Here is a 23,898-nt window from a genome sequence, read left to right as displayed (position 1 = left end):
GCACCCATGAGCTTCACCCAACCGCAGCCCTTCGCGCTGGCCATCCATGGCGGCGCCGGCACCATCAAGCGCAACGCCCTGACGCCCGTGCTGACCGAGGGCTACCATGCAGGCCTGCGCCGGGCGCTCGCCGCCGGGCACGAGGTGCTGGCCGACGGCGGCAGCGCGCTCGACGCCGTCACCGCCGCCGTGATGGCTCTGGAGGACGAGCCGCTGTTCAACGCCGGCCGCGGCGCCGTCTTCACCGCCGAGGGCAAGCAGGAGATGGACGCCGCCATCATGGACGGCCGCGACCGCGCCGCCGGTGCGGTGGCCGGCCTGTTCGGCCCGCGCAACCCCATCCTGGCCGCCCGCGCGGTGATGGAGCACAGCGAGCATGTCCTGCTGATCGGCGAGGGCGCGCTGGATCTCTGCCGCCGCCAGGGTCTGCCGATGGAGGAAGCCCCCTATTTCTTCACCCAGCCGCGCTGGGACGCCCTGCAGGCGGAGCTGGAGCGCCGCCGCGCCGGCGCCCCCGACGACGGGGACGAGCAGCGCCGCCACGGCACCGTCGGCGCCGTCGCCCGCGACCGCGACGGCAACCTCGCCGCCGCGACCTCGACCGGCGGCATGACCGCCAAGGCCAAGGGCCGCGTCGGCGACAGCCCGGTGATCGGCGCCGGCACCTTCGCCGACAACATCACCTGCGCCGTCTCCGCCACCGGCCACGGCGAGCATTTCATCCGCCGCTGCGCCGCCCACGAGATCGACGCCCGCATGCGCTGGGCCGGCCAGACCCTGGAGCGCGCCGCCGCCGACGTGGTGGACGAGCTGGGCGTGATCGGCGGCTCCGGCGGCCTCGTCGCCATCGACCGCGACGGCCGGGTGGCACTGCCCTTCAACTGCTCCGGCATGTATCGCGGTGCCATCGGGCCGGAAGGGCTGGCGATGACCGCGATCCACCGCGAGGAGTTCCGGATCGGCTGACCCTCCGACGGGAAAGTCCCCTCTCCCCCCTGGGGAGAGGGTTAGGGTGAGGGGGACGCATGGCGAGGATTCCCAAGCATCGCGCACTCCCGGCTCCCACCAAAGCCACGCTGTGCATCCCCCTCACCCCGACCCTCTCCCCGGGGGGGAGAGGGGGATCCTGTTTCCCCCGCTGGACAGGCGGCGGGCGGCTTCCCACGTTGCTGCTTCAACGGTGCAACGCCTGGATTGGAGGATGACGGCATGCGTGCGATGGTGATTTCGCGGTTCGGCGGTCCCGACGTGTTCGAACTTCAGGACAGGCCACGCCCAGTCGCGGGGCCGGGCGAGTTGCTGGTGCGGGTGGTGGCGTCGGGGACCAACCCGGTGGACGCCAAGATCCGGCAGGCCGGCAGCTGGGCCGGCATCCCCTTTCCGGCGGTGCTCGGCTATGACGTGTCGGGCGTGGTGGAGGAGGTCGGCCCCGGCGTGACCGGCTTCAAGGCCGGCGACGAGGTGTTCTACACCCCGGAGATCTTCGGCAATCCCAACGGCAGCTATGCCGAATACACCGTCGCCGCCGCGTCCATCGTCGCGCACAAGCCGCCCGGCCTTTCCCATGTCGAGGCGGCGGGCATCCCGCTGGCCGGCGGCACGGCGTGGGAGGCCATCGTCCGCCGACTGGCGGTGCGGCCGGGCGAGACGGTGCTGATCCATGGCGGGGCCGGCGGCGTCGGCAGCTTCGCCATCCAGTTCGCCAAGGCGGCCGGCGCCCGCGTGCTCGCCACCGCCAGCAAGGCCAACCACGAGGCGATGCGCGATCTCGGCGCCGACGTGACGCTCGACTACCGCGACACCGACGTGGTGGACCAGATCCTGCGCGAGGCGGGCGGGGCGGGGGTGGACGCCTCCTTCGACACCGCCGGCGGCAATGTGCCGATGAGCACGCAGGTGACCCGCCCCTTCGGCCGCATCGCCACCATCCTGCCGCCGACCGGCGACCTGGATGCGCTCTATGTGAAGAACCAGACCCTCTACGGCACCTTCCTGACCCGCGAGGGCGCCCGCCTGCGCGAGATGGCGCCGTTGTTCGAGCGTGGGCAGGCCAAGGTGATCGTCGACGCCGTCCTGCCGCTGGAGCAGGTCGGCAAGGCGCATGAACGGCTCGATTCCGGCCACGGCCGCGGTAAGATCATCCTCCAGGTGGGCGCCTGACGCCCAGGCGAGGCTCTTGAGGGACGGTCGTGGAGTATATCTGGCTTATCGGGCTGCACGTCGCCGCGGTGACGGTGTGGATCGCGGGGATGTCCGTCGCCGCCATCCTGATCAGCGCATTGGACTCCACGACCGCCACCGGGGAGGGTCCGGCCCGCATCCTGCGCGCAACATCGCGCTGGGACCGCCGCGTGACCTCTCCGGCAATGGGCCTCGCTTGGTTGCTGGGCATCACGCTGGTGCTGTGGGGCGGTTGGGGCTTCGAGCCATGGCTGGTGGCGAAGGTTGCCATCGTCGTCGTCCTGTCCGCCCTGCACGGCACGCTCGCCGCCGGGCTGCGCCGGTTGGGCGAACCGGCGCCCACGTCGGGTGTCCGGCCGGTCTCGCCATTGCTGCGCTTCTCCCCGCTGGTGGTGATCGCCGGGGTCATCGCCATCGTCACGCTGGTGGTGGTGAAGCCCTATTGAGCCGAAGCCCGACGGACCGGTGTCGCCTGCGCTTGGTCAGTTATCGGCAGGGAGCAGATGGGGGTTCCAGACGACCTCCCACAGATGCCCGTCCGGATCCCGAAAATATCCGGCATAGCCGCCATAGAACGTGTCCTGCGCGGTCTTGACGATTTCGGCGCCGGCGCGTCCTGCGGCCTCCATCACCTCGTCCACCTCGTTCTTGCGCGCGACATTGTGCCCGATGGTGACGGCGGTGGAACTGACGGGAGTTTTGGCCAGACCGGTGTCGTGGCAGATGTCGTCCTGCGCCCAGAGCGCCAGCTTCAATCCGCCCGCCAGATCGAAGAAGGCGACCGCACCATGCTCGAACTCGCGGCCGATGATGCCGTCGGTGGGCAGGCCGAGGCCATCACGATAGAAGGCAAGCGCCCGGTCGAGGTCGGCGACGCCCAGCGTCAGAACGGAGATTCTCGGCTTCATGTCCACGTCCCTGCTATCGGCGCCTGCATCATGCACGCACCCTGATAGTCTTGGGCCGTTACCCTGGGTAACGGAAGGACCCGCATGGCGGGGGCCGGGCCAACCGTCCCGAACCTAACCTGTTTCAGACGGCGGGATCCTATGCTTTGGGCGAGAGGGCGTCAAGAATGGCGCCCCTGGACGCCTGGCCTATCGCCACCGTGACACTTGCGGTGGTAAAACCCTATCCAGCAGCACACGGCCCCATGCCGGGGAGTCGGTTCCAGCGCGAAAGGACAAGCCATGGCCGTCGCCAAGACCACGATCTGCCTCTGGTTCGACAAGGACGCCGAGTCCGCCGCCCGCTTCTACGCCGAGACCTTCCCCGACAGCGCCGTGCACGCCGTCCACCGCGCCCCCGCCGACTACCCGTCCGGCAAGGCGGGCGACGTTCTGACGGTCGAGTTCACCGTCGCCGGCATCCCCTGCCTCGGCCTGAACGGCGGCCCGGCCTTCACCCACAGCGAGGCCTTCTCGTTCCAGATCGCCACCGACGACCAGGAGGAGACCGACCGCTATTGGACCGCCATCGTCGGCAACGGCGGCCAGGAGAGCGCCTGCGGCTGGTGCAAGGACCGCTGGGGCATCTCCTGGCAGATCACGCCCCGCGTGCTGACGGATGCGCTGGCGGCGGGCGGAGAGGAGGCCAAGCGGGCGTTCGAGGTGATGATGGAGATGACGAAGATCGACGTGGCGGCGATTAAGGCGGCGCGGAGGGGGTGAGGGGTTTCGGGGCAACACCGTGAATCTGTGCGTCGGCTTATGACCCGAAGTGGCCCCTTGCAGTGATTGCTGCTATACTTTAATATTAAAGAAAATTGAAAGCGCTGATATATTTGACGTAAGGAGAAGATCTTGAGGAACAGCCATCGTTTCGATCTTTCCGATTACTTGATCCACTTCTTTCGAGATATCGATCTATTTGGACAAAGTGCTATTGATATGCCAGAGCACATGGGTTGGCATAGCCTTTACGAAGGCACTAATTTGCCGGCGATGTTCATGTTGCGCGCCGCACTGCGCAATGGTCGACTGTGGGCTACTTGGTCTTATCGCGGCAACGCTCGGACAATTTATGGACCCGATCCCGCCGTGTGCTTCACTGATATGCCGATCGCTGCGTTCGTAGAAGCGAGTCAATTACGTCATGCTCGTGGCGAAGCGATGGGAGAAGTCGCACTCGTCTTTCCTAAGAATGACATGCGAAGACTAGGTGCGCGCCCAGTGGTGTACGGGCTGAGTCAGGAATTGAGTGTTTGGCCCTCCGGTTCGGATGGAAGACCTCGCATCTTTCCCGCTGATGTAATGCCACCTGTTGAGCAATACAGATATGTGTCTGACGTGTCTTCAAGCGGCCAGCGGATTGATTGGACACATGAGCGTGAATGGAGATGGCCCTGCAGAAATGCATTGACGCAATCTCAAGATGCTCTCCCGGTTGAAAATTGGTCGGATATTAGCGGGCTAGACTTTTACAGAGAAAGAGTTTCAGGTATTGGAGCGATTGTCAAGACTCGCGCTCAAGCTGAAATGGTTGTGCGCGACATGCTAACACTCGTTGATTCGGGAGTGGCTAACGAAAACACATTTAGCTTTGTGCTCGTAACCGATGAACTGCACTCGGTGCAATACATTCAGGAGCGACAGCAGTTGGCGCTAGTACTTCAAGAAGCAACAATAAATCTCGGGGCGTATTTCTATAAAGATCCACAATTTATAAATCAGACAAATAACTCCTTTGCCGCTGAGGTTGCGGCTGTTGAACAGCATGCCGGTCCTGAGCAATATGGTGAGTTTGGTGGGTGTTGGCTTTGGCTGCACGATTGCACGACACCTTTGGCCCGATCATTGTTGCACACTGGTCGTGTTTTCGTTAACTCTCAAGGTCGTTATTTAGCACGTCTTGATGAGTATTCAGATGGCAGGAGTCTGAGGCAACGAGAGGAAATGACGCAAACACTGTCACGTGTCATTAATGAAAAATTTGGAGTACAATGTTGTTATTTTTCAGTTCTAAATTCTGACAATGCTGACGAAGTTCCGTTCTATGCAGATGTAAATGGTAGCGACACCTACTTTTCTAATAATGCATGGAGCTACAGATAAAATTTCTATCGGCCTGAAAACTTCCTGAATTGCCTAAATTTTAGGACGATTGCAACAGGCAAAAATTGACCATGTCCGCTCATGGCGCAAAACAAACCCTCACCCCACCCCCACATCATCCCGAATGCACGCCACCGAATGCCCCGGCGCCACCTCGCGCAGCGCCCGCGCTTCCGGCTCGGCACAAGCCGGCAGCGCAAACGGGCACCGCGTCCGGAAGACGCAGCCGGACGGCGGGTTCATCGGGCTCGGCACGTCGCCGTCCAGCAGCATGCGGGTCTTCGGCGCGTCGGGGTCCGGGTCGGGGGCGGCCGACAGCAGGGCCATGGTGTAGGGGTGGCGCGGGCGTTCGTAGAGCGAATCGCTCGGCGCGATCTCCATCAGGCGGCCGAGATACATCACCGCAACCCGGTCGCTGATGTAGCGCACCACCGCCAGATCATGGGCGATGAACAGCACCGCCAGTCCCAGCTCGCGCTGCAGATCGCCCAGCAAATTCACCACCTGCGCCTGCACCGAGACGTCGAGCGCCGACACCGGCTCGTCCGCGACGATGAAGTCGGGTTCCACCGCCAGCGCGCGGGCGATGCCGATGCGCTGGCGCTGGCCGCCGGAGAATTCGTGCGGGAAGCGGTCCATGGCGTCGGCGGTCAGGCCGACCTTCTCCAGAAGCGCGGCAACGCGGTCGCGGCGGTCGGCGCGGGTGCCGATGCCGTGGATCGTCAGAGCCTCCCCGATCACCTCGCGCACGCGCTGGCGCGGGTCGAGGCTGGCATAGGGGTCCTGGAAGACGATCTGCATGCGGCGGCGCTGCGCCCGCATCTCGGCCGTGCCCAAGCCGGTGATCTCCTGCCCGTTGAAGCGGATGGAGCCGCCGGTCGGCTCGATCAGCCGCAGGATGCTGCGCCCGGCGGTGGTCTTGCCCGATCCCGATTCGCCGACCAGCCCCAGCACCTCGCCGCGGTTCAGGTCGAAGGACAGGTCGTCCACCGCCTTCACCCAGCCGACCGGCCGTTGCAGCAGCCCGCCGCGCACCGGAAAGCGCTTCTCCAGATTGCGGACGCTCAGCAGGGGCTGTTCGGTAACGGTATCGATGCTCATTGCACGTCTCTCCAACGGCGGCAGCGGGCGGAATGGTCGGGGCCGACAGGCTCCAGAACGGGTTCGGCGGCGGTGCAGGCCGGCTCGGCCAGAGGGCAGCGCGGGGCGAAGGTGCACCCCAACGGACGGTTCACCGGGCTCGGCACGCTGCCGGGGATGGCGTGCAGCCGGCCGCCGTCGCCGCGGCGCTGGCCCAGATGCGGCATGCAGGCCAGAAGCCCGCGGGTGTAGGGGTGCCTGGGCGATTTCAGCAGGGAGCGGACGTCGCCCTCCTCGACGATGCGGCCGGCATACATCACCACCACCCGGTGCGCCACCTCCGCCACCACGCCCAGATTGTGGGTGATGAACAGGATCGAGGTGCCGGTTTCCTCCTGAAGCCGCCGCATCAGGTCGAGGATCTGCGCCTGGATGGTCACGTCCAGTGCCGTCGTCGGCTCGTCGGCGATCAGCAGGGTGGGGCGGCAGGCCAGCGCCATGGCGATCATCACGCGCTGGCGCATGCCGCCCGACATCTGGTGCGGATACTCGTCCAGCCGCCGCTCCGCCGCCGGGATGCCGACCTTCCTCAGCATGGCGAGCGCCTCCGCCCGCGCCGCCCGGCGGTCGAGGCCCTGGTGGTAGCGCAGCGCCTCGCCGATCTGGTCGCCGACGGTGTAGACCGGGTTCAGCGAGGTCATCGGCTCCTGGAAGATCATACCGATCTCGTTGCCGCGGACGCTGCGCATCGCGCGCTCGCTGAGGCGGGCGAGGTCGCGCACCTGCCCGTCGCGGCCGCGGAACAGGATCTCGCCGCCGGCGATGATGCCCGGCGGCGATGGGATCAGCCGCATCGCCGACAGGCTGGTCACCGACTTGCCGCTGCCGGATTCGCCGACGACGGCCAGCGTCTCGTTGCGGCGCACCGCGAAGGAAACGCCGTCCACCGCCTTCGACACGCCGGGATCGGCGGTGAAGTGGGTTTGCAGGTTGCGGATGTCGAGCGTGAGGTCAGCGTCCATGACGGGATCCCGTAACTTGAGCTATCGAGACAGGTCAGCGGGTGCAGCCGCGCGCCGGGACCGGCCAGTCGCCGACGACTTCGCCGTTGCGGCTGATCGCCATGCGGTCGTGCAGGTTGGTCACCACGCAGACATGGTTGGGCAGGATGCGCACGCGGTCGCCGATCTCCGGCCGCTCCGCGCTCTTGCTGAGGTCGACCACCGCATGCTCCTCGTTGACGCGGACGATCACTGCGTCGGGGTAGTCGAGGATCAGGCCATACCCCTCGCCGACCGACGGGGCGACGCGGTCGCTCGACAGGGTCTTGCTGCCGCAATCCAGAACGGCGCGATCGGGGGTGGGGCGGCTGACCACGGTGGCGTGGACATGCACGGCGCACTCGTCCAACGTCGCCACCCCGGCGCCGACGGTGGCGCGGTCGTGATAGATGTAGGTGCCGACGCGCAGCTCGGTCACGCCGGGAAGCTCGTGGGTGTCCCAGCAGCCGGGGGTGCCCCCGACCGACACGGTGGTGACCGCAATGCCGGCGCCTTCCAGCAGCGCGCGCGTCTCGGCGACGAAGGGCACGGTGCGGGGCCCTCGCGGGTAGGTCATCAGGCCGCGGAAGCGGGTCAGCCCGTTGCCGGCGGCGCGGCGGGCCAGCGTCAGCACCTCGTCCGGGGTCTGCACGCCGCAGCGGCCGTCGCCGCTGTCGAACTCCACCAGGATGCCGATCTCGACGCCGGCCTCTGCCGCGGCGGCGGCCACGGTGTCGAGGGCGACGGCGTTGTCCAGCGCCACCGTCAGCTTGGTCTTGCCGGCCAGTTCCGCCAGCGGCTTCACCTTGGCGGCGCCCACGATGGGGTAGGTCAGCAGGATGTCGGTGCAGCCGGCCTCGGCCATCACCAGCGCTTCGCTGATCTTCTGGCAGGTGATGCCGACGGCCCCCAGCTCGATCTGGCGCAGCGCGAATTGGGGAAGCTTGTGGGTCTTGATGTGCGGGCGCAGCGCCAACCCGTGCCGGTCGCAGTATTCCTGCATCTTGGTCAGGTTATGCTCGACCCGGTCGAGGTCGATGACGGGGACGGGGGTGTCGAGTTCGTCGACGCGCATGGGACCGCTCCAAAGGCGACATGGGGGAAAGGGCCGACCCCGGCGGTGGAGCCATGGGATCGGCCGTAAGCAAAGGATGTTACGCCGTCGGAAGGACCGCGATGCAGTCGATTTCGACCTGGATGTTGTTCAGCTGGCAGCCGATGGTGGTGCGGGCCGGCGGTTCGGTCGGGAAGAACTCCGAATAGAGCGCGTTGTATTCCTGGAAGCGGCCGAGGTCGCTGAGGTAGCTGTTGACCTTCACCACATGGGCGAGGTCGGTGCCGGCCGCCTTCAGGATGATCTCCAGGTTGCGCAGGGTCTGGCGCACCTCGCCGGCGAAATCCTCGGGCAGCGCGCCGGTCTCCGGATGGTGCGGCCCCTGGCCCGACACATAGACGAAGCCGTTCGCGACGATGGCGTGGCTGTACTGGCCGGCGGGCTTCGCACCCTTTTCGGCGAAGATCGGCTTGCGGTTGGTCATTCGGTCCTCACAGGTTGAAATATCAGGCGCGGGCCAGGGCCTTGCCCGGACGCGCGCCGGTGTGCCCGCCGTCACGCAGGACGAACTGTCCGGCGACGAGCACGTCGGTGATGCCGTGGGGCGGGCGCGTCGGGTCCTGGAAGGTCGCGCGGTCCGCCACGTCGGCGGTGAACTGGGTCAGGTCGGCCACCATGCCCGGCCGGATCAGCCCGCGGTCGGACAGGCCGAATCTCTGGGCCGGGACGGCGGTCATGTGGCGCACGGCATCCTCCAGCCCCAGCTTGCCTTCGCCCGTCAGGGCGCGGGCGAGATAGCGCGGGAAGCTGCCGAAGGCGCGGGGGTGCGGCTTGCCGGTCTCGCGCGGCAGCCCGTCCGATCCCAGCATGTGCAGCGGATGCGACAGCGCGGTTTCCAGATCGGCCTCCGCCAGCTGGAACATGACGATGTTGGTCCGGCCGCGGTCGGCGCGGATCAGCCGGACCAGCGTGTCGAAGGGGGAGTCCTTCGCCACCTCGGCAATCTCGGCCAGCGACAACCCTTCCAAATCGCGCAGGTCGTCGGCCGAAACGCCGCCGATGCGGACATTCTCCCAGCCGATCAGGCGGATCTTGGATTCCCAGCCGGCATCGCCGGGCGCCTCGCCGTCCTCCACCGCGCGGCGCAGCGCCGCTAGCCCGTCGGCATCGTCCATGCGCGCCAGCAGCGCCTCCACCCCGCCCGCCAGCGCCGAGGGCGGCAGCAGCTGCAGGATGGTGCTGGAGCCGGCGGGGTAGGGGTACATGTCGAAGCTGACGTCGGTGCCGCCCCTGCGCGCGATCTCCAGCCGCTCCACCGCCCGCGGCAGGCTGCCCCAATAGGGGCGTCCGGCGGCTTGCAGGTGGGACAGCAGGCCGCTCGCCCCGCCGGCCTTCAGCAGGTCGAGGAACTCGTCCACCGAGGCGATCAGCCCGCCTTCGTAGGAACGCACATGGGCGGTCAGCAGGGCGCCATGATCAGCCACCACCTCCGCCAGCCGCACCAGCTCGGCACGGTCGGCCCAGGCGCTGGGCGGATAGACGAGGCCGAGCGACAGGCCGTGCGCGCCCTGGCGAAGCTGGTCCGCCAGCAGGGCCGCCATCGCCTCGCGCTCTTCCGTCGTGGCGGCGCGGTTTTGCCAGCCCATGACGGCGAGGCGCAGGGCCGCGTGACCGACAAGCGAGACGAGGTTGATGGCGGTGCCGCGCCCGTCGAGTGCCGCCCGGTAACCGGCGAAATCGGCGAAGGTCTCCTGATCGGACACCGTGCCCAGCAGGTTGCCGAAATGCTCGCGCAGGGGACCGCCGCTCTCCGAACTCTGCGGGTACAGCCCGAAGGAGCAGTTGCCGACCACCACGGTGGTGACGCCCTGCGCCACCTTTTCCGGCCGGCCGGGCTGGCGCAGCTGGATCAGGTCGTCGTGGCAATGGGCGTCGATGAAGCCGGGGGCGAGGAAACGGCCCTGCGCCTCCAGCGGTTCGGCGTCCGGCGCGTCCAGCATCGGGCCGATTGCGGCGATGCGTCCGCGCTCCACCAGCACATCCGCCGGGAACCAGGGGGCGCCGGTGCCGTCGATGACGCGGGCGCCCTTGATGAGGAAGGTGGCACTCATCTCACTTTGCCTTCTGCAGCCGGGGGTCGAGCGCGTCGCGCAGCCCGTCGCCGACGATCTGCAGCGACAGCACGGTCAGGACGATGGCGCAGCCGGGGAACAGGATCAGCCAGTCGGCCTGCTGGAAATACTGCTGGGCGCCGGCGATCATGTTGCCCCAGGTCGGCGTGGTCGGCGGCACGCCGACGCCGAGGAAGGACAGCGCCGCCTCCGTCAGGATCGCGTAGGCGAAGATGAAGGTGGCCTGCACCAGGATCGGCGAGATCAGGTTGGGCAGGATGTGCAGGAAGACGATGCGCGGGGTGGAAGCGCCGAGTGCCGTCGCCGCCTCGATGAAGGGCATCTCGCGCACCACGAGGCAGGCGGCGCGCACCACGCGGGCGACGCGCGGCGTATAGACGATGCCGAGGGCCAGCACGACATTGTAGAGCGACGGCCCCAGCGCCGCCATGAAGGCGATGGCGAGCAGGATGTCGGGGAAGGCCATCAGCGCGTCGGTCAGCCGCATCAGCACGCCGTCCAGCGGCCGGATATAGCCGGCGGCCAGCCCCAGCAGCGTGCCCATCAGCGTCGCGACCACCACGACCAGCAACCCGACCAGCAGCGACAGCCGGGCGCCCAGCATCACGCGGGACAGCACGTCGCGCCCATACTCGTCGGTGCCGAACCAGTGGGCGGCGGACGGCGCCTTCAGCCGGCCGAGGATGTCCATCTTCATCGGGTTGAAGGGGGTGATCCACGGCGCCAGCAGCGCCACCGCCAGGATCGCCAGCATGATCAGGAAGGACAGCACCACCAGCCGGCGCCGGAACAGCTGGCGCAGCAACAGGGCGGCCGGCGAGCGGCTGCGCTGCGGCTTGGCAGAGGAGGGAAGGGGGACGCTGCCGTGACCGGCGGGGACGCTTGCCATGGAACCCTCCCTCTCAATAACGGACCCGCGGATCGACCACGGCATAGAGCAGGTCGACCGTCAGGTTGATCAGCACATAGATGGCGGACACCACCAGCAGGGCGCCCTGGATCACCGGATAATCGCGGCGCAGCACGGCCGAGACGATCAGGTTGCCGACGCCGGGCAGGCCGAACACGGTTTCCGTCACGATGGCGCCGGCGATCATCACCGCGGTGGTCAGGCCGATCACCGTCAGGATCGGGATCATCGCGTTGCGCAACGCATGCTTCAGCACCACGACCAGCGGCGGCAGCCCCTTGGCCCGCGCCGTGCGGACGTAATCATTGCTCATCACGTCCAGCATGCTGGTGCGGGTGAAGCGCAGGATCAGCGCCGAGTTCGGAATGCCGAGCGCGATGGCCGGCAGCACCAGATGGCGCATGCGCTCCATCAGGTCGGCTTCGGGCGGGCCATAGCCGGCGACCGGGAACCAGGCATGGTCGACCGCCAGATACTTGATCAGCGTCAGCCCGATCCAGAAGCTGGGAATGCTCGCCGCCAGCATGGCCAGCCCGACCGCGGTCTGGTCGATCAGCCCGCCGCGCTTGGCCGCCGACAGGATGCCGATGGGCACACCGATCAGCATGGCGATCCCCACCGACATCATCGTCAGGAGAGCCGTCAGCTCCGACCGTTCGGCCAGCGCCTGCACCACCGGACGGTTGAGGAAGATGGACTCGCCAAGGTCGAAGCGGACGATCTGCCCGAGATAGAGCAGGAACTGCGTCAGCAGCGGCTCGTCGAGCCCCAGCCGGCCGCGCAGCGCCGCGATGTCCTCCGGCGTGGCGGAGGACCCCAGCATGACGGCGGCGGGATCGCCCGGCACCACGCGGGCGATCACGAAGACCACCATGGCGACGAGCAGCATGACGACCATCATGCCGGCGAACCGGCGGACGATGTAAACGAGCATGGTTGCGGTCCCAAAGAGAATCCCCTCTCCCCCCCCGGGGAGAGGGTTAGGGTGAGGGGGACGCGCGGTGAGGATTCTGGGGAAGGCATGCTGTGCCTCCCCCTCACCCCGACCCTCTCCCCGGGGGGGAGAGGGGGATTCGGGAGAGGGAGTTATCAGCTCCCCTCAGCTCTTCAGGTCGGTGTTCCAGAAGAACGGCCAGGGCGTCGGCGTGTAGCCGGTCAGCTTGTCGCTGCTGGCGGCGAGGTTGTAGAACTCGCCGACCTTCACGCTCGGCACCTCGCTGTAGAACAGCGTCTGCAGCGTCACCCATTTCGCCTTGCGGGCGGCCGGGTCCATCTCGCGGTTGAAGGCGGCGAGCGCCTCGCGCTTGGCCGGGCTGTCCCACCAGCCGGGATAGCTGGGGTTCAGCACGGTGATCAGCGAAGGTTCCGGCACGAAGGTGTGGTAGGTGAAGAAGGCGTCCCACCCTTTGTCGTCGCCGCGGCGCTGCAGCAGCGTCGCCCAGTCCAGCACCTGCAGGTCGACCTTGAAGCCGGCCATTTCGAGCTGGGCCTGCGCCACCATGCTCATCTTGTACAGGAACTCGTACTGCACCGAGGTCATGATGCGGATCGGCTCGCCCTTGTAGCCGGCGGCCTTCAGCAGGTCCGCCGCCTTACCGGCCGCATGGTCGGCGTAGGGCTTGGCGCTGGCCGCGTCGTAATAGGGCGTGCCCTGGGCGTAGATCGACCCCTCCGCCTGGACGAAGGCGGGGTCGCCGAGGCCCGCCAGCAGCATGTCGTTCGGCTCCAGCGCCGCCAGGACCGCCTGACGCACCTTCTGGTTCGCCATCACGCCGGTCTTTGTGTTCATGATCATCAGCGGGAAGCCGAAGGGCTTGACGATCACCGGCTTGACACCTGCGGCGTCCTTGATGCGCGGCAGGGTTTCCGCCGGCAGGCTGTCGGCGAACTGGTACTGGCCGGCCAGCACGCCCGACACCCGGGTCGCGGCATTCGGCACCGGGACGAAGCGCACCTCGCCGATGACGGCCTTGCGGCTGCCGGCATAGCCGCTGGGCGTGCCGGCGGGTGACGCGTAGGCGTCATGGCGCACCAGCCGGATATACTGGTCGGGCTTGTGCTCCAGCAGCTTGTAGGGGCCGGTGCCGACCAGTGACTTCAGGGCGCCCGGCCCGTCGATCACCGATTTCGGCACGATGGCCGCCGCGCCGTTGTTCATCGCCAGGAGCGCCGTCAGCGGCGCGAAGGGCTCCTTCAGCGCGATGACGACAGCGTCCGAACCCTTGGCAGTGATGCTCTCCACCAGCGGGGCGACGGTCTTGCCGCGCGGCGAGGCCTTGGTCCAATGGTCCAGCGAGGCGACCACGTCGTCCACCGTGACGGTGCTGCCGTCATGGAAGGTGACGCCGCTGCGCAGCGGGATCGTGTAGGTCCGGCCGTCCGCCGACACCTGCGGCAGGGCGGACGCCACCAGCGGGGCCAGCTTCCAGTCGCCGTCGAAGGTGAACAGCGTCTCGAACATGTGCTGGGTGATGATGCTGACGAGGTCGGACGTGGTGCCGACCGGGTCCAGCGTCGGCGGCTCGCCGATGGTGGCGACCGTGACAACTGAGGCGCCGCCCTGCTGGGCCAGCGCCGGGGTGGTCCAGGTCCCCAGAATACCGGTGGAAAGTCCCCCGACAGCGACTGCCGAACCGAGGGCGATGTTGAACAGACGTCGCGTGATCCCTGTCATTTCTGCCTCCCGGACCGTTTGTCCGAAATATCGGACGTCGGTCTTATATTCCAGACAAGGGAACGGTATATCGGACAAACAACGCTGGCAAGCCGAAAATCCGCGTGCTAATCGGTTGTCGGATGACAGGAGCGCGGATCAGATGAAGAGCAACGGCGTAGCGGAGAAGCAGGTGGAAGAGAAGTCGACGGGCCGTGCCCGCGGCATCGACCGCGTCATCGCTCTGATGGAGCATCTGCACAGCCGGCGCGTCCCGACACGCATCGCCGACATCGCGCGCGACACCGGTACCCCGCGTTCCACCATGTACGAGCTGGTCAACACGCTGGTCGAGGCGCGCTGGCTGGAACTGCGCGACGGCGACGGCACGGTCTATTTCGGCCCGGCGATGCACTACTACGGCAGCGATTACCTCGACAGCGTCGATCTGATCCGCAAGGCGCGGGTGGAGGTCGCCCACATCGCCGAGACGGTGGGGGAGACGGCGCAGTTCTGCACGCTGGAAGGCGACAAGTATCTGGTCGTGCTGAATGAACCCGGCCGGCGCATGTTCCGCATCAGCTCCGAGATCGGCATCAAGGTGCCGATCCCCTGGACGGCGTCCGGCCGGCTGCTGGTCGACCATCTGTCCGCCGACGAAATCCTGCGCTTCATCCCGCCTGAAGACTTCATCCTGCCCGATGGCCGCCGCATCGCCGAGGACGGGTTCCTGGAGGACATCCGCCGCGCCCGTACCCAGGGCTATGTCCGCACCACGGCGCTGGTCGACCGTTTTACCACCTGCCTCGCCGCCCCGGTCCGCGATCCGGCCGGCCGCTGCATCGCCACCATCTGCTTTGTCGTTCCGGCCGACACGACGGAAGAGGCGCAGCAGGCGATGATCGACACGCTGAAGGCCAGTGCCGAGCGGCTGTCGCCGGGGCGCTGACGGCGGTTGCGCCAATTCGGCGCATCGGCCGTTGCCATTGACACAACCCGACCCACATGTCTTTAATCTGGACAGATGGCAGCCAGTAATAGCGCTGCGAAATCCCCCATAAAGCTCTGTAGAGCGCTGCGAACGGCGCGGAGATCCCAAGAATAACTCCATATGACGTCTTTCACAGCGCTATGCTGCGATGCGAAATGACGAGTGCAGGGATGTGATGTCTCCGCTTTCGCGGCGGCATGATTGTGCCAATATCTTCCTCAACAGGCCGCTGCACCGGCCGCCGGAACTCCAAACCGACATTGAAGGAAGATCATCATGACCTCGTATGAAGCCGAATTCGCCGCCGCCAACGCCGAATATGCCGCAAAGTTCGCCGTCGTCCGCTTCGTCATCGGCGCCCTGCTGTTCGCCGCCGTCGCTGCCGTCGCCAACGTGAACACGCCCGCCGTGCTGGCCGCCGACGAAGTCCGCGCCGCTGTCGCTCTGGAAATGGTGCGGACCATGCCGGTGACGGTGGCCGACGCCGCCAACTGATTTGCGAGGGGGAGCGGGTTTCCTTCAACCGCTCCCCCGGTTCGTGATCTTGCAGGCCAACCCCTGTTTCCTGGGAAGTCCCCGGCGATCCAGGAGGAACCGATGCCCCGCAAGCCTGAAGGCTCCGACGACAGTGACGACCGCAAGTCCGGTCAGGACCAGGTGCCGAAACCTCCCTCCCGCGCGGAGGTCGAGGAGATCAGCCGCTCCCAGGACTTTCTGACCGACGACTGGACCGGCGAAGGCGGCAAACCGGACGAGGACCGCCAGCCCGGCTGACGCCGCCGGCATTCCCCACAGCACCCATTCTGCCGATCGGGCTGGAAGCCGGAGGAATCCGAAGGCTTGCCGGCCCGCTCGCATGTGCCCGAACCCGATACCCGAAGCGGCCGGAAAACCCATTCCGGACTCGATCGGGTTACATCCGCCGCCCTCAGGCTTAAGCCATCGGAGTGGTGGACGATTCACGGAACTTGCAGTCCGTCCCTCCTGTCGAAGGAAGTCCCCTTCCCCAGACCGGAGAGACCGGGATGCGCCACTCCCTCCTCGCCCTGCTGTTCGCGACCGTCCTGGCTCCCGCCGGCGCAAGCGCCCAGGCAGGCGGTCAGGAAACCGGTGCCGACATCGGTGCTCTCATCAAGTCCGGCTTTCAGGCCGACCGGCCGGTCTGCCGGCCCGGTGACGACGGCTGCGCCCGTTTCATCGGCGATTCGAAGGGGACTGTGCCGAAGCGGGGCGGGCCGAAGCAGCCGGTGATCATCGGCTCCTCGGTCTACATGCTGACCCCCTGGCAGGCGGAGCGCGAGCGCCGCTGCCTGGCGCTGGCCGGCTGGGCCGAGGCGCGGGGCGAGGGCGCCGACGCCATGGCCGCCGTCATGTGGGTGGTCGCCAACCGGGCCGCGTCGGCGTCGGACCCGTCGCTGCCCTGCCGGGTCGTTGTCGCCGCCGGCCAGTTCGAACCATTCTCTCCGCCCGCGAAGGTGGAGCCGCAGAAGCGCCGCAAGCCGGTCAAATCGGCAAAATCCCGCGCCAAGCAGGCGGAGCCCGAAAAGGTGGCGGAGGACCCCCGGGTCGCCAACCGGGCGGAGGCCCGGCGCATCCTGGCGGAAATCCGCCGTCAGGCGCAGGTGATCCGGGCGGGCGGCATGCCGTCCTGGCCGAAGCCGCGCCTCGCCCCCGACCAGGAGGCGCTGCGCCTTGCCCGCGGCCTCGCCTGGAGCCTGAACGACGACGAGATGCCCGATCCGACCGCGCGCGCCTCGCTGTTCTACAGCCCGCCGACCCAGGCGGCGCTCGGTCGCCAGAAGCCGGACTGGGCAAAGGCGCGGCTGCGCACCGCCTCCATCGGCGACCATTCCTTCTACCGCTATCCGCCCGTCCCGGCCGAGCGGACCAGCCCGGCCGAAACCCAGGTGGCCGAGGTCGGCGAGTAAGGCCTTCGCCTACTCCCGCCGCTCGCCCAGCCGCATCTGCATCCGTGCCAGTTCCGGGGCGTTGCGCGCCTCCATCTTTTCCAGCACGCGGGCGCGGTGGGTCTCCACCGTGCGGATGCCGATGGAAAGACGCTGGGCGATCGTCTTGTTGGGCAGGCCCTCTGCGACCATGTCCATCACTTCCAGTTCGCGCGGGCTGAGCAGGGCGAGGCGGCGGCGGATCTCTCCCGCTTCGACAACGGCACGGCGGGCGGCAAGGTCGCGCTCGAAGGCTTCCTGCACCCGTTCGATCAGCAGATCCTCGTCGAAGGGCTTCTGCAGGAAATCCACCGCCCCGGCGCGGAAGGCGCGGACGGCTGCGGTCACGTCGCCATGGCCGGTGATGATGATGACGGGCAGGGTCAAGCCGCGGCGAACCAATTCCTGCTGCAAATCCAGCCCGTCCATTCCCGGCATGCGGATGTCGAGGATCGCGCAGCCGGGTTGATCGGGCGACGCGGCATCCAGGAACTCCGCCGCCGAGGCGCAGCAGCGCACCGACAGCCCAGCCAGATCCAGGTGAAGCGCCAGGGCATCGCGCACCGCCTCGTCGTCGTCCACCACGAAGGCGACGGGTTCCTCGGTCGTCATGCAGACTCTCCTTCCCTGTCCTTCGCATGCACGGGAATGGTGAACTGGAACACGGTTCCCCCTTCTGCGCCATTCGCGGCACCACCGCCACCGCGATTGCCACTGCGCGCCGTCAAAGTGCCGCCATGGGAATCGACGATGGTGCGCACGATGGACAGCCCCAGCCCCATGCCGGTCGGCTTGGTGGTGACGAAGGGCGCGAACAGGTTGCGCTCCACCACCTCGGCAAGACCGGGTCCGGTGTCGCGCACGCCGATGGCGACGAAACCGGGCTGGGTGGCAGGGCAGGCGAAGATCACGATACGGCGCTGCCCTGACTGTTCACGGCCCGGCTGTTCCTCCGGCCGGGTGGCGTCGGGCGTCATCGCCTCTGCCGCATTGCGGACGAGGTTCAGGATCGCCTGCTGCAATTGGACCGCATCGCCTGCGATGGCCGGCAGGGCGGGGGCGACCTCCGCGGCGATTTCCACCGCATGCCGGCTGGCGAGTGGGCCGGCCAGCGTCAGGCAGTCGGCGACCAGCGTGGCGACCGGCAGCGGCGTCCGGTCGCGGGCTCCCTTGCGCACGAAGTCGCGCAGGCTGCGGATGACGCGGTCGGCCCGCTCCGCCTGGGTGACCGTCTTGTCGAGGATCTCGGTCAGGCGGGGGGACGCCTCCTCCAGGCGCGCGATCTTGCGGGCGGCGCGGGCATAGCCCATCGTCGCCGCCAACGGCTGGTTCAGTTCATGGGCCAGCGCCGCCGCCATTTCCCCCGCCTCGATCAGGCGGGAGGCGTGGGCAAGGTCGGACTGCCGCACCCGCAGCCTGTCCTCCACCCGGCGGCGTTCGCTGACCACGGCGCCCAGCAGCAGGATGGTGATGGCGAGCGTCAGCATCAGAAGCTGGAAATGCGCCATGCGCGCGGCATCGACGCCGGCCACCTGGATGGCGGCGATCAGGCCGGCCTGGGTGGTGGCCGAGGCCAGCACCGCCCCGCCCAGCCCGTGGCGAACCGCGACCGCGATGGCCGGCAGGAACAGCAGGTAGAAATGCTCGTACTGCGACGAGGCCAGCGGACCGAAATCCAGCCACAGGGTGAAGCCGATCAGCGCGCCGTGGGCCAGAATCTCGGCGGCACCGCCCCAGGACCAGCGCAGCGCCGGCATGCGCCGTGCCATCAGCACCATGGGGGTCAGGACGGCGATGCCGATGATCTCGCCGGTCCAGAAGCGCAGCAGCACCTCCGGAAAGCGCGCCCATCCAAACAGCCCGGCCGCCGTGTGGACGGCGATGAAGCCCAAGCCGATGACCAGAACCGCCGCAGCACTGCCGCCGAGCAGCAGGACGATGTCACGCAGGCTGGACAGTCCCGGATCGATGACCTTGCGCAGCATCCCACCCGCCGCCCCATAGCCCAGGGCGACGACACCGTTTGCCACAAGTGCCGTACCCAGGCCGACCGGGAGGTCGCGGACCACGATGTCGGCGGCGGTCAGCCCCAGCCAGACCAGCGGCACCGCGCGCAGGCCCAGCAGCACCGACAGCCCCATCATCAGGCCGGCCGGCGGATTCCACGGCGTGATGTTGATCGACGACACCGCATGGATGAAGCTGATCCAATCCAGGAACATATGGGCGGCCAGATAGGCCGGAATGAACATCCATCGGCGGCGGACAGTCTGTGGCATGGAGCGATGGTAACGCGAACCGGTGCCCACTGCATCAAGTGAAATGATCCGCCCCGTATTACTACGGACATTCAGCAGGGTGCCACGCAACCCTTTCAGGTCCGTATTTCCCGGCATGGACAGACTGCGGCCGACTTCCGATCATCAAGGGGTCCTTGCAAATGAATCGAAAGTCACGATGGCGAGCCTTCGGCGCATTCTGCTGGCAACCGACCTGGAACCGAAATCGGACCGCGCGTTGGAGCGCGCCGTCCATCTCGCCCGCCGGTTCGATGCGGAGCTGACGGCACTTCATGTCGTCGACGGCACCGGCGGTCCCTATGGCTGCCTGCCGCTGCACCATGTGGAAGCGGAACTCCAGCGCCACATCCTGGCCGTGCCGGGCGGGGCGGACATCCGGTCCCAGGCGGTCGCGGTGCGAGGCGAGGCCGTCGAACACCGGGTCGCCGGCTATGCCGGGCTGTGGCTCCCGGACCTGCTGGTGGTGGGACTGCACCAGCGCGACCGTGTGGCGGACCTGTTCCTGGCCTCTACCGTCGAGCGCATCGCCATCGCCGATGGGACGCCGATGCTGATCGTGCGCGACAAGCCGCTCCAGCCCTATCTGCGGGCGCTGGTGCCGGTCGACTTCTCCGAGCGCTCGTGCCCTTCGGTGGACGGCGTGCGGATGCTGATGAGGGAGGGAAGCATCCACCTGCTGCATGTCGTCGATCTGCCGGGAATTGCGGGCCGGCCCACGCCGCCCCTGGACACGGCGCAGTTCGTGCACGATTTCCGGAAGGTGCTGGACAGCCCGTCCGGCGGACCGGATCAGGAACCCACGGTCGAGACGATCCTGCTCACCGGCTCTCCGGGACGGCGGATCGTCGATCTCGCGCGGGACGGACGGTACGATCTGGTCGCCCTGGGCTCCGCCCGGCGCAGCGGCGTTTCCCGTGCCCTGCTGGGCAGCACGGCCTCCGAAGTGATGGAGGCACTGCCCTGTGACGTGCTGATCGGCGGTAAGGGCGGTGTCCGGTCCGCGGTGTCCGCCTCGACCTTTGGCCTTAATGGAGAACCAGATGGCCATCATTGAGCTTTTTTCCGCGGCCGACGTCATCCTCGACGCCGATCCCGCCAACAAGCCGGCCTTGCTCGACCGGCTGGCGGCGGAGGCGGCGACCCGCAGCGGCCGGCCGGCGCCGGAAATCCTGGATGCCCTGCTGGCGCGTGAGAAGATCGGCTCCACCGCGCTCGGCAAGGGCGTGGCCCTTCCTCATACGGAGCTTGCCGAACTGGCGGCTCCGGTCGTCCTGTTCGCCCGGCTCCAGCGCGCGATCGACTTCGATGCGCGCGACGACGAGCCGGTCGACCTCGTCTTTCTCGCCCTGTGGCCGGCATCGAACCGAAAGGGGCTGCTCGCCGCCATGGCTGAGATTTGCGGGGCGTTGCGCGACCCGCAATCGGTGCGGCGGCTGCGCGGTGCGAAGACGCCCGACGACGCGGCACAGATCGTCCTCCAGGCCGTCGCCCGCGATGCGGAGGATTCGGACCTCGTCAAGGACCCTGACGACGCGCCGCCCGGCGTCTGACCCCGCCCGTCTCCGCCGATCCATTCGACCGTAGGACTTCATGCCCGACGCACTGCTGCTCCTGATCGCCGTTGCATTCCCGTTCGCCGGTGCGCTCGTCGCCGGGCTGCTGCCCACGCACGCACGCAACGCGGCGGCGTGGCTGGCCGGCGGCGTGGCGCTGGTCGGGCTGGCGATGGTGTGGTCGGCCTATCCGACGGTGTCGGCGGGCGGCGTGGTCCGTTATTCGGCTGAATGGATGCCGATGCTGGGGCTGGACTTCTCCTTGCGCATGGACGGCTTCGCCTGGCTGTTCGCCGGGCTGGTGTTCGGCGTCGGCACGCTGGTGGTGGTCTATGCCCGCTATTACATGGCGGCCGAGGACCCGGTGCCGCGCTTCTTCGCCTTCCTCCTCGCCTTCATGGGGTCGATGACCGGGGTTGTGCTGTCGGGCAACCTGATCCAGCTCGCCTTCTTCTGGGAGCTGACCAGCCTCTTCTCCTTCCTGCTGATCGGCTATTGGCACCACACCGCCGCTGCGCGCGACGGTGCGCGCATGGCGTTGACCGTCACGGCGACCGGCGGCCTCTGCCTGTTCGCCGGCGTCCTGATCCTGGGCCACATCGTCGGCAGCTACGAACTGGACGCCGTGCTGGCGGCGGGCGACCGCATTCGCGCGCATCCGCTCTATCTGCCGGCATTGGTGCTGATCCTGCTCGGCGCCCTGACCAAGAGCGCGCAGTTCCCCTTCCACTTCTGGCTGCCGCACGCCATGGCGGCGCCGACCCCGGTGTCGGCCTATCTGCATTCGGCGACGCTGGTGAAGGCGGGCGTCTTCCTGATGGCGCGGCTGTGGCCGGTGCTGGCGGGGACGGAGGCGTGGTTCTGGATCGTCGGGTCCGCCGGCCTCGCCACCCTGCTGCTCGGCGCCTATGTCGCCATCTTCCAGCACGACCTGAAGGGGCTGCTGGCCTATTCGACCATCAGCCATCTCGGGCTGATCACCCTTCTGCTGGGGCTGAACAGCGAACTGGCGATGGTGGCGGCGATCTTCCACGTCATCAACCACGCCACCTTCAAGGCCTCTCTGTTCATGGCCGCCGGCATCATCGACCACGAGACGGGAACGCGCGACATCCGGCGCCTGTCCGGGCTGAACCGCTTCATGCCCTTCACCGCCCGCCTCGCCCTGATCGCCGCCGGGGCCATGGCGGGCGTGCCGCTGCTGAACGGCTTCCTGTCCAAGGAGATGTTCTTCGCCGAGGCATTGTCGGCCAAGGAGCCGCTGCCGGTCTTCTTCGACGTGCTGCCGGTCGCCGCGATGGTGGCGAGCGCCTTCAGCGTCGCCTATTCGTTGCGCTTCATCCATGGCGCCTTCTTCGGGCCGGACCCGGTGGATTTGCCGAAGAAGCCGCACGAGCCGCCGGCCTGGATGCGCTTCCCGGTGGAGATCCTGGTGCTGGCGTGCATCGTCATCGGCATCCTGCCGGCCGCCACCGTCGGCCCGTACCTCGACATGGCCGCCCGCGCGGCGCTCGGTTCGGCGACGCCCGAATACAGCCTCGCGGTCTGGCACGGCTTCAACCGGCCGCTGCTGATGAGCATGATCGCCTTCGCCGCCGGGATCGGCCTCTACCGTCTGCTCCAAGGTCATCTAGCCAAGGGGATCGAGGGTCCGCCGCTGATCCGCGCGTTCGAAGGACGGCGCATGTTCGAACGGACGATGGTCTTCCTGTCCTGGCGCCTCGCCCGCACGGCGGAGGGGCTGGTCGGCACCCGCCGCCTGCAGCCGCAGCTCCGCCTGGTGGTGTGCGTGGCGGTGCTGGCCGCCGGCTGGACGGTCTGGCTGCGCGGGCTGTGGCCGGGCAACCTGGCGCCGTCGGGCATCGATCCGGTGCTGGCGCTGATCTGGGCGCTGGGGGCCGCCTTCGCGCTGGGCGCCGCCTGGCAGGCGAAGTTCCACCGGCTGGCGGCGCTGATCCTGCTGGGCGGTGCCGGTCTGGTCGTCTGTGTCACCTTCGTCTGGTTCTCCGCCCCCGACCTCGCGCTCACCCAGCTGCTGGTGGAGGTCGTCACCACCATCCTGCTTCTGCTGGGCCTGCGCTGGCTGCCCAAGCGACTGGACGTTCCCGGCGCCCGCGGGTCGGAGGCGGTCACCCTGGGCCGCCGCCTGCGCGACCTCGGCATCGCCATCGCCGCCGGGGCCGGCATGGCCGGTCTCTCCTTCGGCGTGATGACCCGCTTCCCGCCGGAACTGCTGGCCCAGCATTTCCTGGAGCTTGCCTACAGCGAGGGCGGCGGCACCAACGTCGTCAACGTCATCCTGGTGGATTTCCGCGGCTTCGACACCATGGGGGAGATCACGGTGCTGGGTGCGGTGGCGCTGACCGCCTATGCCCTGCTGCGCCGCTTCCGCCCGGCGCCGGACAGCGTCGACGTTCCCGAACAGCAGCGCGACCAGAGCGCCTTCGACGCCTCCCAGCCCGACCGCAAGGAGGGCGATACGGCGGCGGAATGGCTGTTCATCCCATCGCTGATCGCGCGGCTTCTGTTCCCGCTGATCCTGATGGTGGCGCTGTTCCTGCTCCTGCGCGGTCACGACCTGCCGGGCGGCGGCTTCGCGGCCGGGCTGACGGTGGCGATCGCCATGATCCTGCAATACATGTTCGGCGGTACCCAGTGGGTGGAGGCGCGGCTGCGCGTCCTGCCGATGCGCTGGATGGGGATCGGGATTCTGCTGGCCGCCGGCACCGGTCTTGGCGCCTGGATCTTCGGCCGGCCCTTCCTGACCAGCTATTTCGCCTACGCCGAGCTGCCGGTGCTGGGGAAGATTCCGGTGGCGAGCGCCCTGCTGTTCGACATCGGCGTCTTCGCCCTGGTGGTGGGCGCCACCATCCTGATCCTGATCGCACTGGCCCGCCAGTCGTTGCGCGGCCATCGCGCCGCGGCGCCGCGGCCGGCGGAGATGCCGGCCGTGCCTGAACCGGTGCAATCCGGGCCGTTGCCGACCGCCGTGGGAGACGATTGAC

General features: G+C 67.8%; 23 protein-coding genes. 12 read left to right on the top strand and 11 right to left on the bottom strand.

Annotated elements, in window-relative coordinates; all coding sequences use genetic code 11:
* Window positions 1-6 precede the first annotated feature (6 nt).
* The 3 genes from FZ983_RS15245 (at window position 7) to FZ983_RS15235 (ending at window position 2,627) form a co-directional block, all read left to right on the top strand.
* The gene (locus FZ983_RS15245; RefSeq protein WP_149224349.1) at window positions 7-966 is read left to right on the top strand and encodes an isoaspartyl peptidase/L-asparaginase; all 960 of its coding nucleotides are present in this window, start codon (window positions 7-9) and stop codon (window positions 964-966) included.
* 243 nt (window positions 967-1,209) lie between these two features.
* Entirely contained in the window at window positions 1,210-2,160 is a 951-nt protein-coding gene (locus FZ983_RS15240) for a zinc-dependent alcohol dehydrogenase family protein (RefSeq protein WP_149224348.1), read from the top strand.
* A gap of 29 nt (window positions 2,161-2,189) precedes the next feature.
* Window positions 2,190-2,627: a CopD family protein gene (locus FZ983_RS15235; protein ID WP_149224347.1), complete on the top strand. Its 438-nt coding sequence runs from the start codon at window positions 2,190-2,192 to the stop codon at window positions 2,625-2,627.
* Window positions 2,628-2,663: 36 nt separating this feature from the next.
* Here FZ983_RS15235 and FZ983_RS15230 read toward each other — a convergent pair whose 3' ends face one another.
* On the bottom strand, window positions 2,664-3,089 hold the full coding sequence (locus tag FZ983_RS15230) for a VOC family protein (RefSeq protein WP_149224346.1): 426 nt from the start codon (window positions 3,087-3,089) through the stop codon (window positions 2,664-2,666).
* Window positions 3,090-3,371: 282 nt separating this feature from the next.
* On the opposite strand from FZ983_RS15230, the gene FZ983_RS15225 reads away from it, so the two are divergent.
* Both FZ983_RS15225 and FZ983_RS15220 read left to right on the top strand, forming a co-directional pair.
* Entirely contained in the window at window positions 3,372-3,851 is a 480-nt protein-coding gene (locus tag FZ983_RS15225; protein ID WP_149224345.1) for a VOC family protein, read from the top strand.
* Window positions 3,852-3,983: 132 nt separating this feature from the next.
* Window positions 3,984-5,234, top strand: a complete 1,251-nt coding sequence (locus tag FZ983_RS15220; protein WP_149224344.1) for a DUF4427 domain-containing protein — start codon at window positions 3,984-3,986, stop codon at window positions 5,232-5,234.
* Window positions 5,235-5,333: 99 nt separating this feature from the next.
* Here FZ983_RS15220 and FZ983_RS15215 read toward each other — a convergent pair whose 3' ends face one another.
* The 8 genes from FZ983_RS15215 to FZ983_RS15180 all read right to left on the bottom strand — a co-directional run bounded on the left by FZ983_RS15215 (window position 5,334) and on the right by FZ983_RS15180 (window position 14,124).
* On the bottom strand, window positions 5,334-6,335 hold the full coding sequence (locus FZ983_RS15215; RefSeq protein ID WP_149224343.1) for an oligopeptide/dipeptide ABC transporter ATP-binding protein: 1,002 nt from the start codon (window positions 6,333-6,335) through the stop codon (window positions 5,334-5,336).
* On the bottom strand, window positions 6,332-7,336 hold the full coding sequence (locus tag FZ983_RS15210) for an ABC transporter ATP-binding protein (protein WP_149224342.1): 1,005 nt from the start codon (window positions 7,334-7,336) through the stop codon (window positions 6,332-6,334). Before FZ983_RS15210 ends, FZ983_RS15215 begins: the two co-directional genes overlap by 4 nt.
* Window positions 7,337-7,370: 34 nt before the next feature.
* The gene (locus FZ983_RS15205; protein WP_149224341.1) at window positions 7,371-8,429 is read right to left on the bottom strand and encodes an alanine racemase; all 1,059 of its coding nucleotides are present in this window, start codon (window positions 8,427-8,429) and stop codon (window positions 7,371-7,373) included.
* Window positions 8,430-8,508: 79 nt separating this feature from the next.
* Complete coding sequence (locus FZ983_RS15200; protein ID WP_149224340.1) at window positions 8,509-8,892, bottom strand: RidA family protein; 384 nt, start codon at window positions 8,890-8,892, stop codon at window positions 8,509-8,511.
* Between the two features lie 22 nt (window positions 8,893-8,914).
* Entirely contained in the window at window positions 8,915-10,519 is a 1,605-nt protein-coding gene (locus FZ983_RS15195; protein ID WP_149224339.1) for a D-aminoacylase, read from the bottom strand.
* A 1-nt stretch (window position 10,520) separates the two neighbouring features.
* Complete coding sequence (locus FZ983_RS15190) at window positions 10,521-11,429, bottom strand: ABC transporter permease (RefSeq protein WP_149224338.1); 909 nt, start codon at window positions 11,427-11,429, stop codon at window positions 10,521-10,523.
* Window positions 11,430-11,442: 13 nt separating this feature from the next.
* Window positions 11,443-12,384: an ABC transporter permease gene (locus FZ983_RS15185; protein WP_149224337.1), complete on the bottom strand. Its 942-nt coding sequence runs from the start codon at window positions 12,382-12,384 to the stop codon at window positions 11,443-11,445.
* A gap of 165 nt (window positions 12,385-12,549) precedes the next feature.
* Complete coding sequence (locus FZ983_RS15180) at window positions 12,550-14,124, bottom strand: ABC transporter substrate-binding protein (protein WP_149224336.1); 1,575 nt, start codon at window positions 14,122-14,124, stop codon at window positions 12,550-12,552.
* Window positions 14,125-14,266: 142 nt separating this feature from the next.
* Here FZ983_RS15180 and FZ983_RS15175 point away from each other — a divergent pair, with 142 nt between their 5' ends.
* The 4 genes from FZ983_RS15175 to FZ983_RS15165 all read left to right on the top strand — a co-directional run bounded on the left by FZ983_RS15175 (window position 14,267) and on the right by FZ983_RS15165 (window position 17,022).
* Entirely contained in the window at window positions 14,267-15,052 is a 786-nt protein-coding gene (locus tag FZ983_RS15175) for an IclR family transcriptional regulator (RefSeq protein WP_149224335.1), read from the top strand.
* Window positions 15,053-15,370: 318 nt separating this feature from the next.
* Window positions 15,371-15,589 carry a hypothetical protein gene (locus tag FZ983_RS15170; protein WP_149224334.1) on the top strand — a complete coding sequence of 73 codons (219 nt, stop codon included), beginning with the start codon at window positions 15,371-15,373 and terminating at the stop codon, window positions 15,587-15,589.
* A gap of 102 nt (window positions 15,590-15,691) precedes the next feature.
* Window positions 15,692-15,868 carry a hypothetical protein gene (locus FZ983_RS34095; protein ID WP_188092337.1) on the top strand — a complete coding sequence of 59 codons (177 nt, stop codon included), beginning with the start codon at window positions 15,692-15,694 and terminating at the stop codon, window positions 15,866-15,868.
* Between the two features lie 251 nt (window positions 15,869-16,119).
* Window positions 16,120-17,022, top strand: coding sequence for a cell wall hydrolase (locus FZ983_RS15165; RefSeq protein WP_149224333.1), 903 nt, complete (start codon window positions 16,120-16,122; stop codon window positions 17,020-17,022).
* Window positions 17,023-17,031: 9 nt separating this feature from the next.
* On the opposite strand, the gene FZ983_RS15160 is transcribed toward FZ983_RS15165, so the two are convergent.
* Both FZ983_RS15160 and FZ983_RS15155 read right to left on the bottom strand, forming a co-directional pair.
* On the bottom strand, window positions 17,032-17,652 hold the full coding sequence (locus tag FZ983_RS15160) for a response regulator (RefSeq protein WP_149224332.1): 621 nt from the start codon (window positions 17,650-17,652) through the stop codon (window positions 17,032-17,034).
* The gene (locus FZ983_RS15155; RefSeq protein ID WP_247883766.1) at window positions 17,649-19,319 is read right to left on the bottom strand and encodes an ATP-binding protein; all 1,671 of its coding nucleotides are present in this window, start codon (window positions 19,317-19,319) and stop codon (window positions 17,649-17,651) included. The genes FZ983_RS15160 and FZ983_RS15155 overlap by 4 nt, the downstream gene beginning before the upstream one ends.
* A gap of 178 nt (window positions 19,320-19,497) precedes the next feature.
* On the opposite strand from FZ983_RS15155, the gene FZ983_RS15150 reads away from it, so the two are divergent.
* Genes FZ983_RS15150 through FZ983_RS15140 form a run of 3 tightly spaced genes read left to right on the top strand, consistent with a single transcriptional unit; the run spans window position 19,498 to window position 23,897 of the window.
* A complete protein-coding gene (locus tag FZ983_RS15150) occupies window positions 19,498-20,394 on the top strand; it encodes a universal stress protein (protein ID WP_149224331.1) in 897 nt (298 codons plus the stop codon).
* Window positions 20,381-20,890: a PTS sugar transporter subunit IIA gene (locus FZ983_RS15145; protein WP_149224330.1), complete on the top strand. Its 510-nt coding sequence runs from the start codon at window positions 20,381-20,383 to the stop codon at window positions 20,888-20,890. Before FZ983_RS15150 ends, FZ983_RS15145 begins: the two co-directional genes overlap by 14 nt.
* A gap of 40 nt (window positions 20,891-20,930) precedes the next feature.
* Entirely contained in the window at window positions 20,931-23,897 is a 2,967-nt protein-coding gene (locus tag FZ983_RS15140; RefSeq protein WP_149224329.1) for a monovalent cation/H+ antiporter subunit A, read from the top strand.
* The last annotated feature ends 1 nt before the right edge of the window (window position 23,898 follow it).

The sequence above is a fragment of the Azospirillum sp. B21 genome (assembly GCF_008364825.1).
Classification (GTDB): domain Bacteria; phylum Pseudomonadota; class Alphaproteobacteria; order Azospirillales; family Azospirillaceae; genus Azospirillum.
Note: the sequence above shows the minus strand (reverse complement) of the source record. Positions and strands in the feature narration are given on the sequence as shown.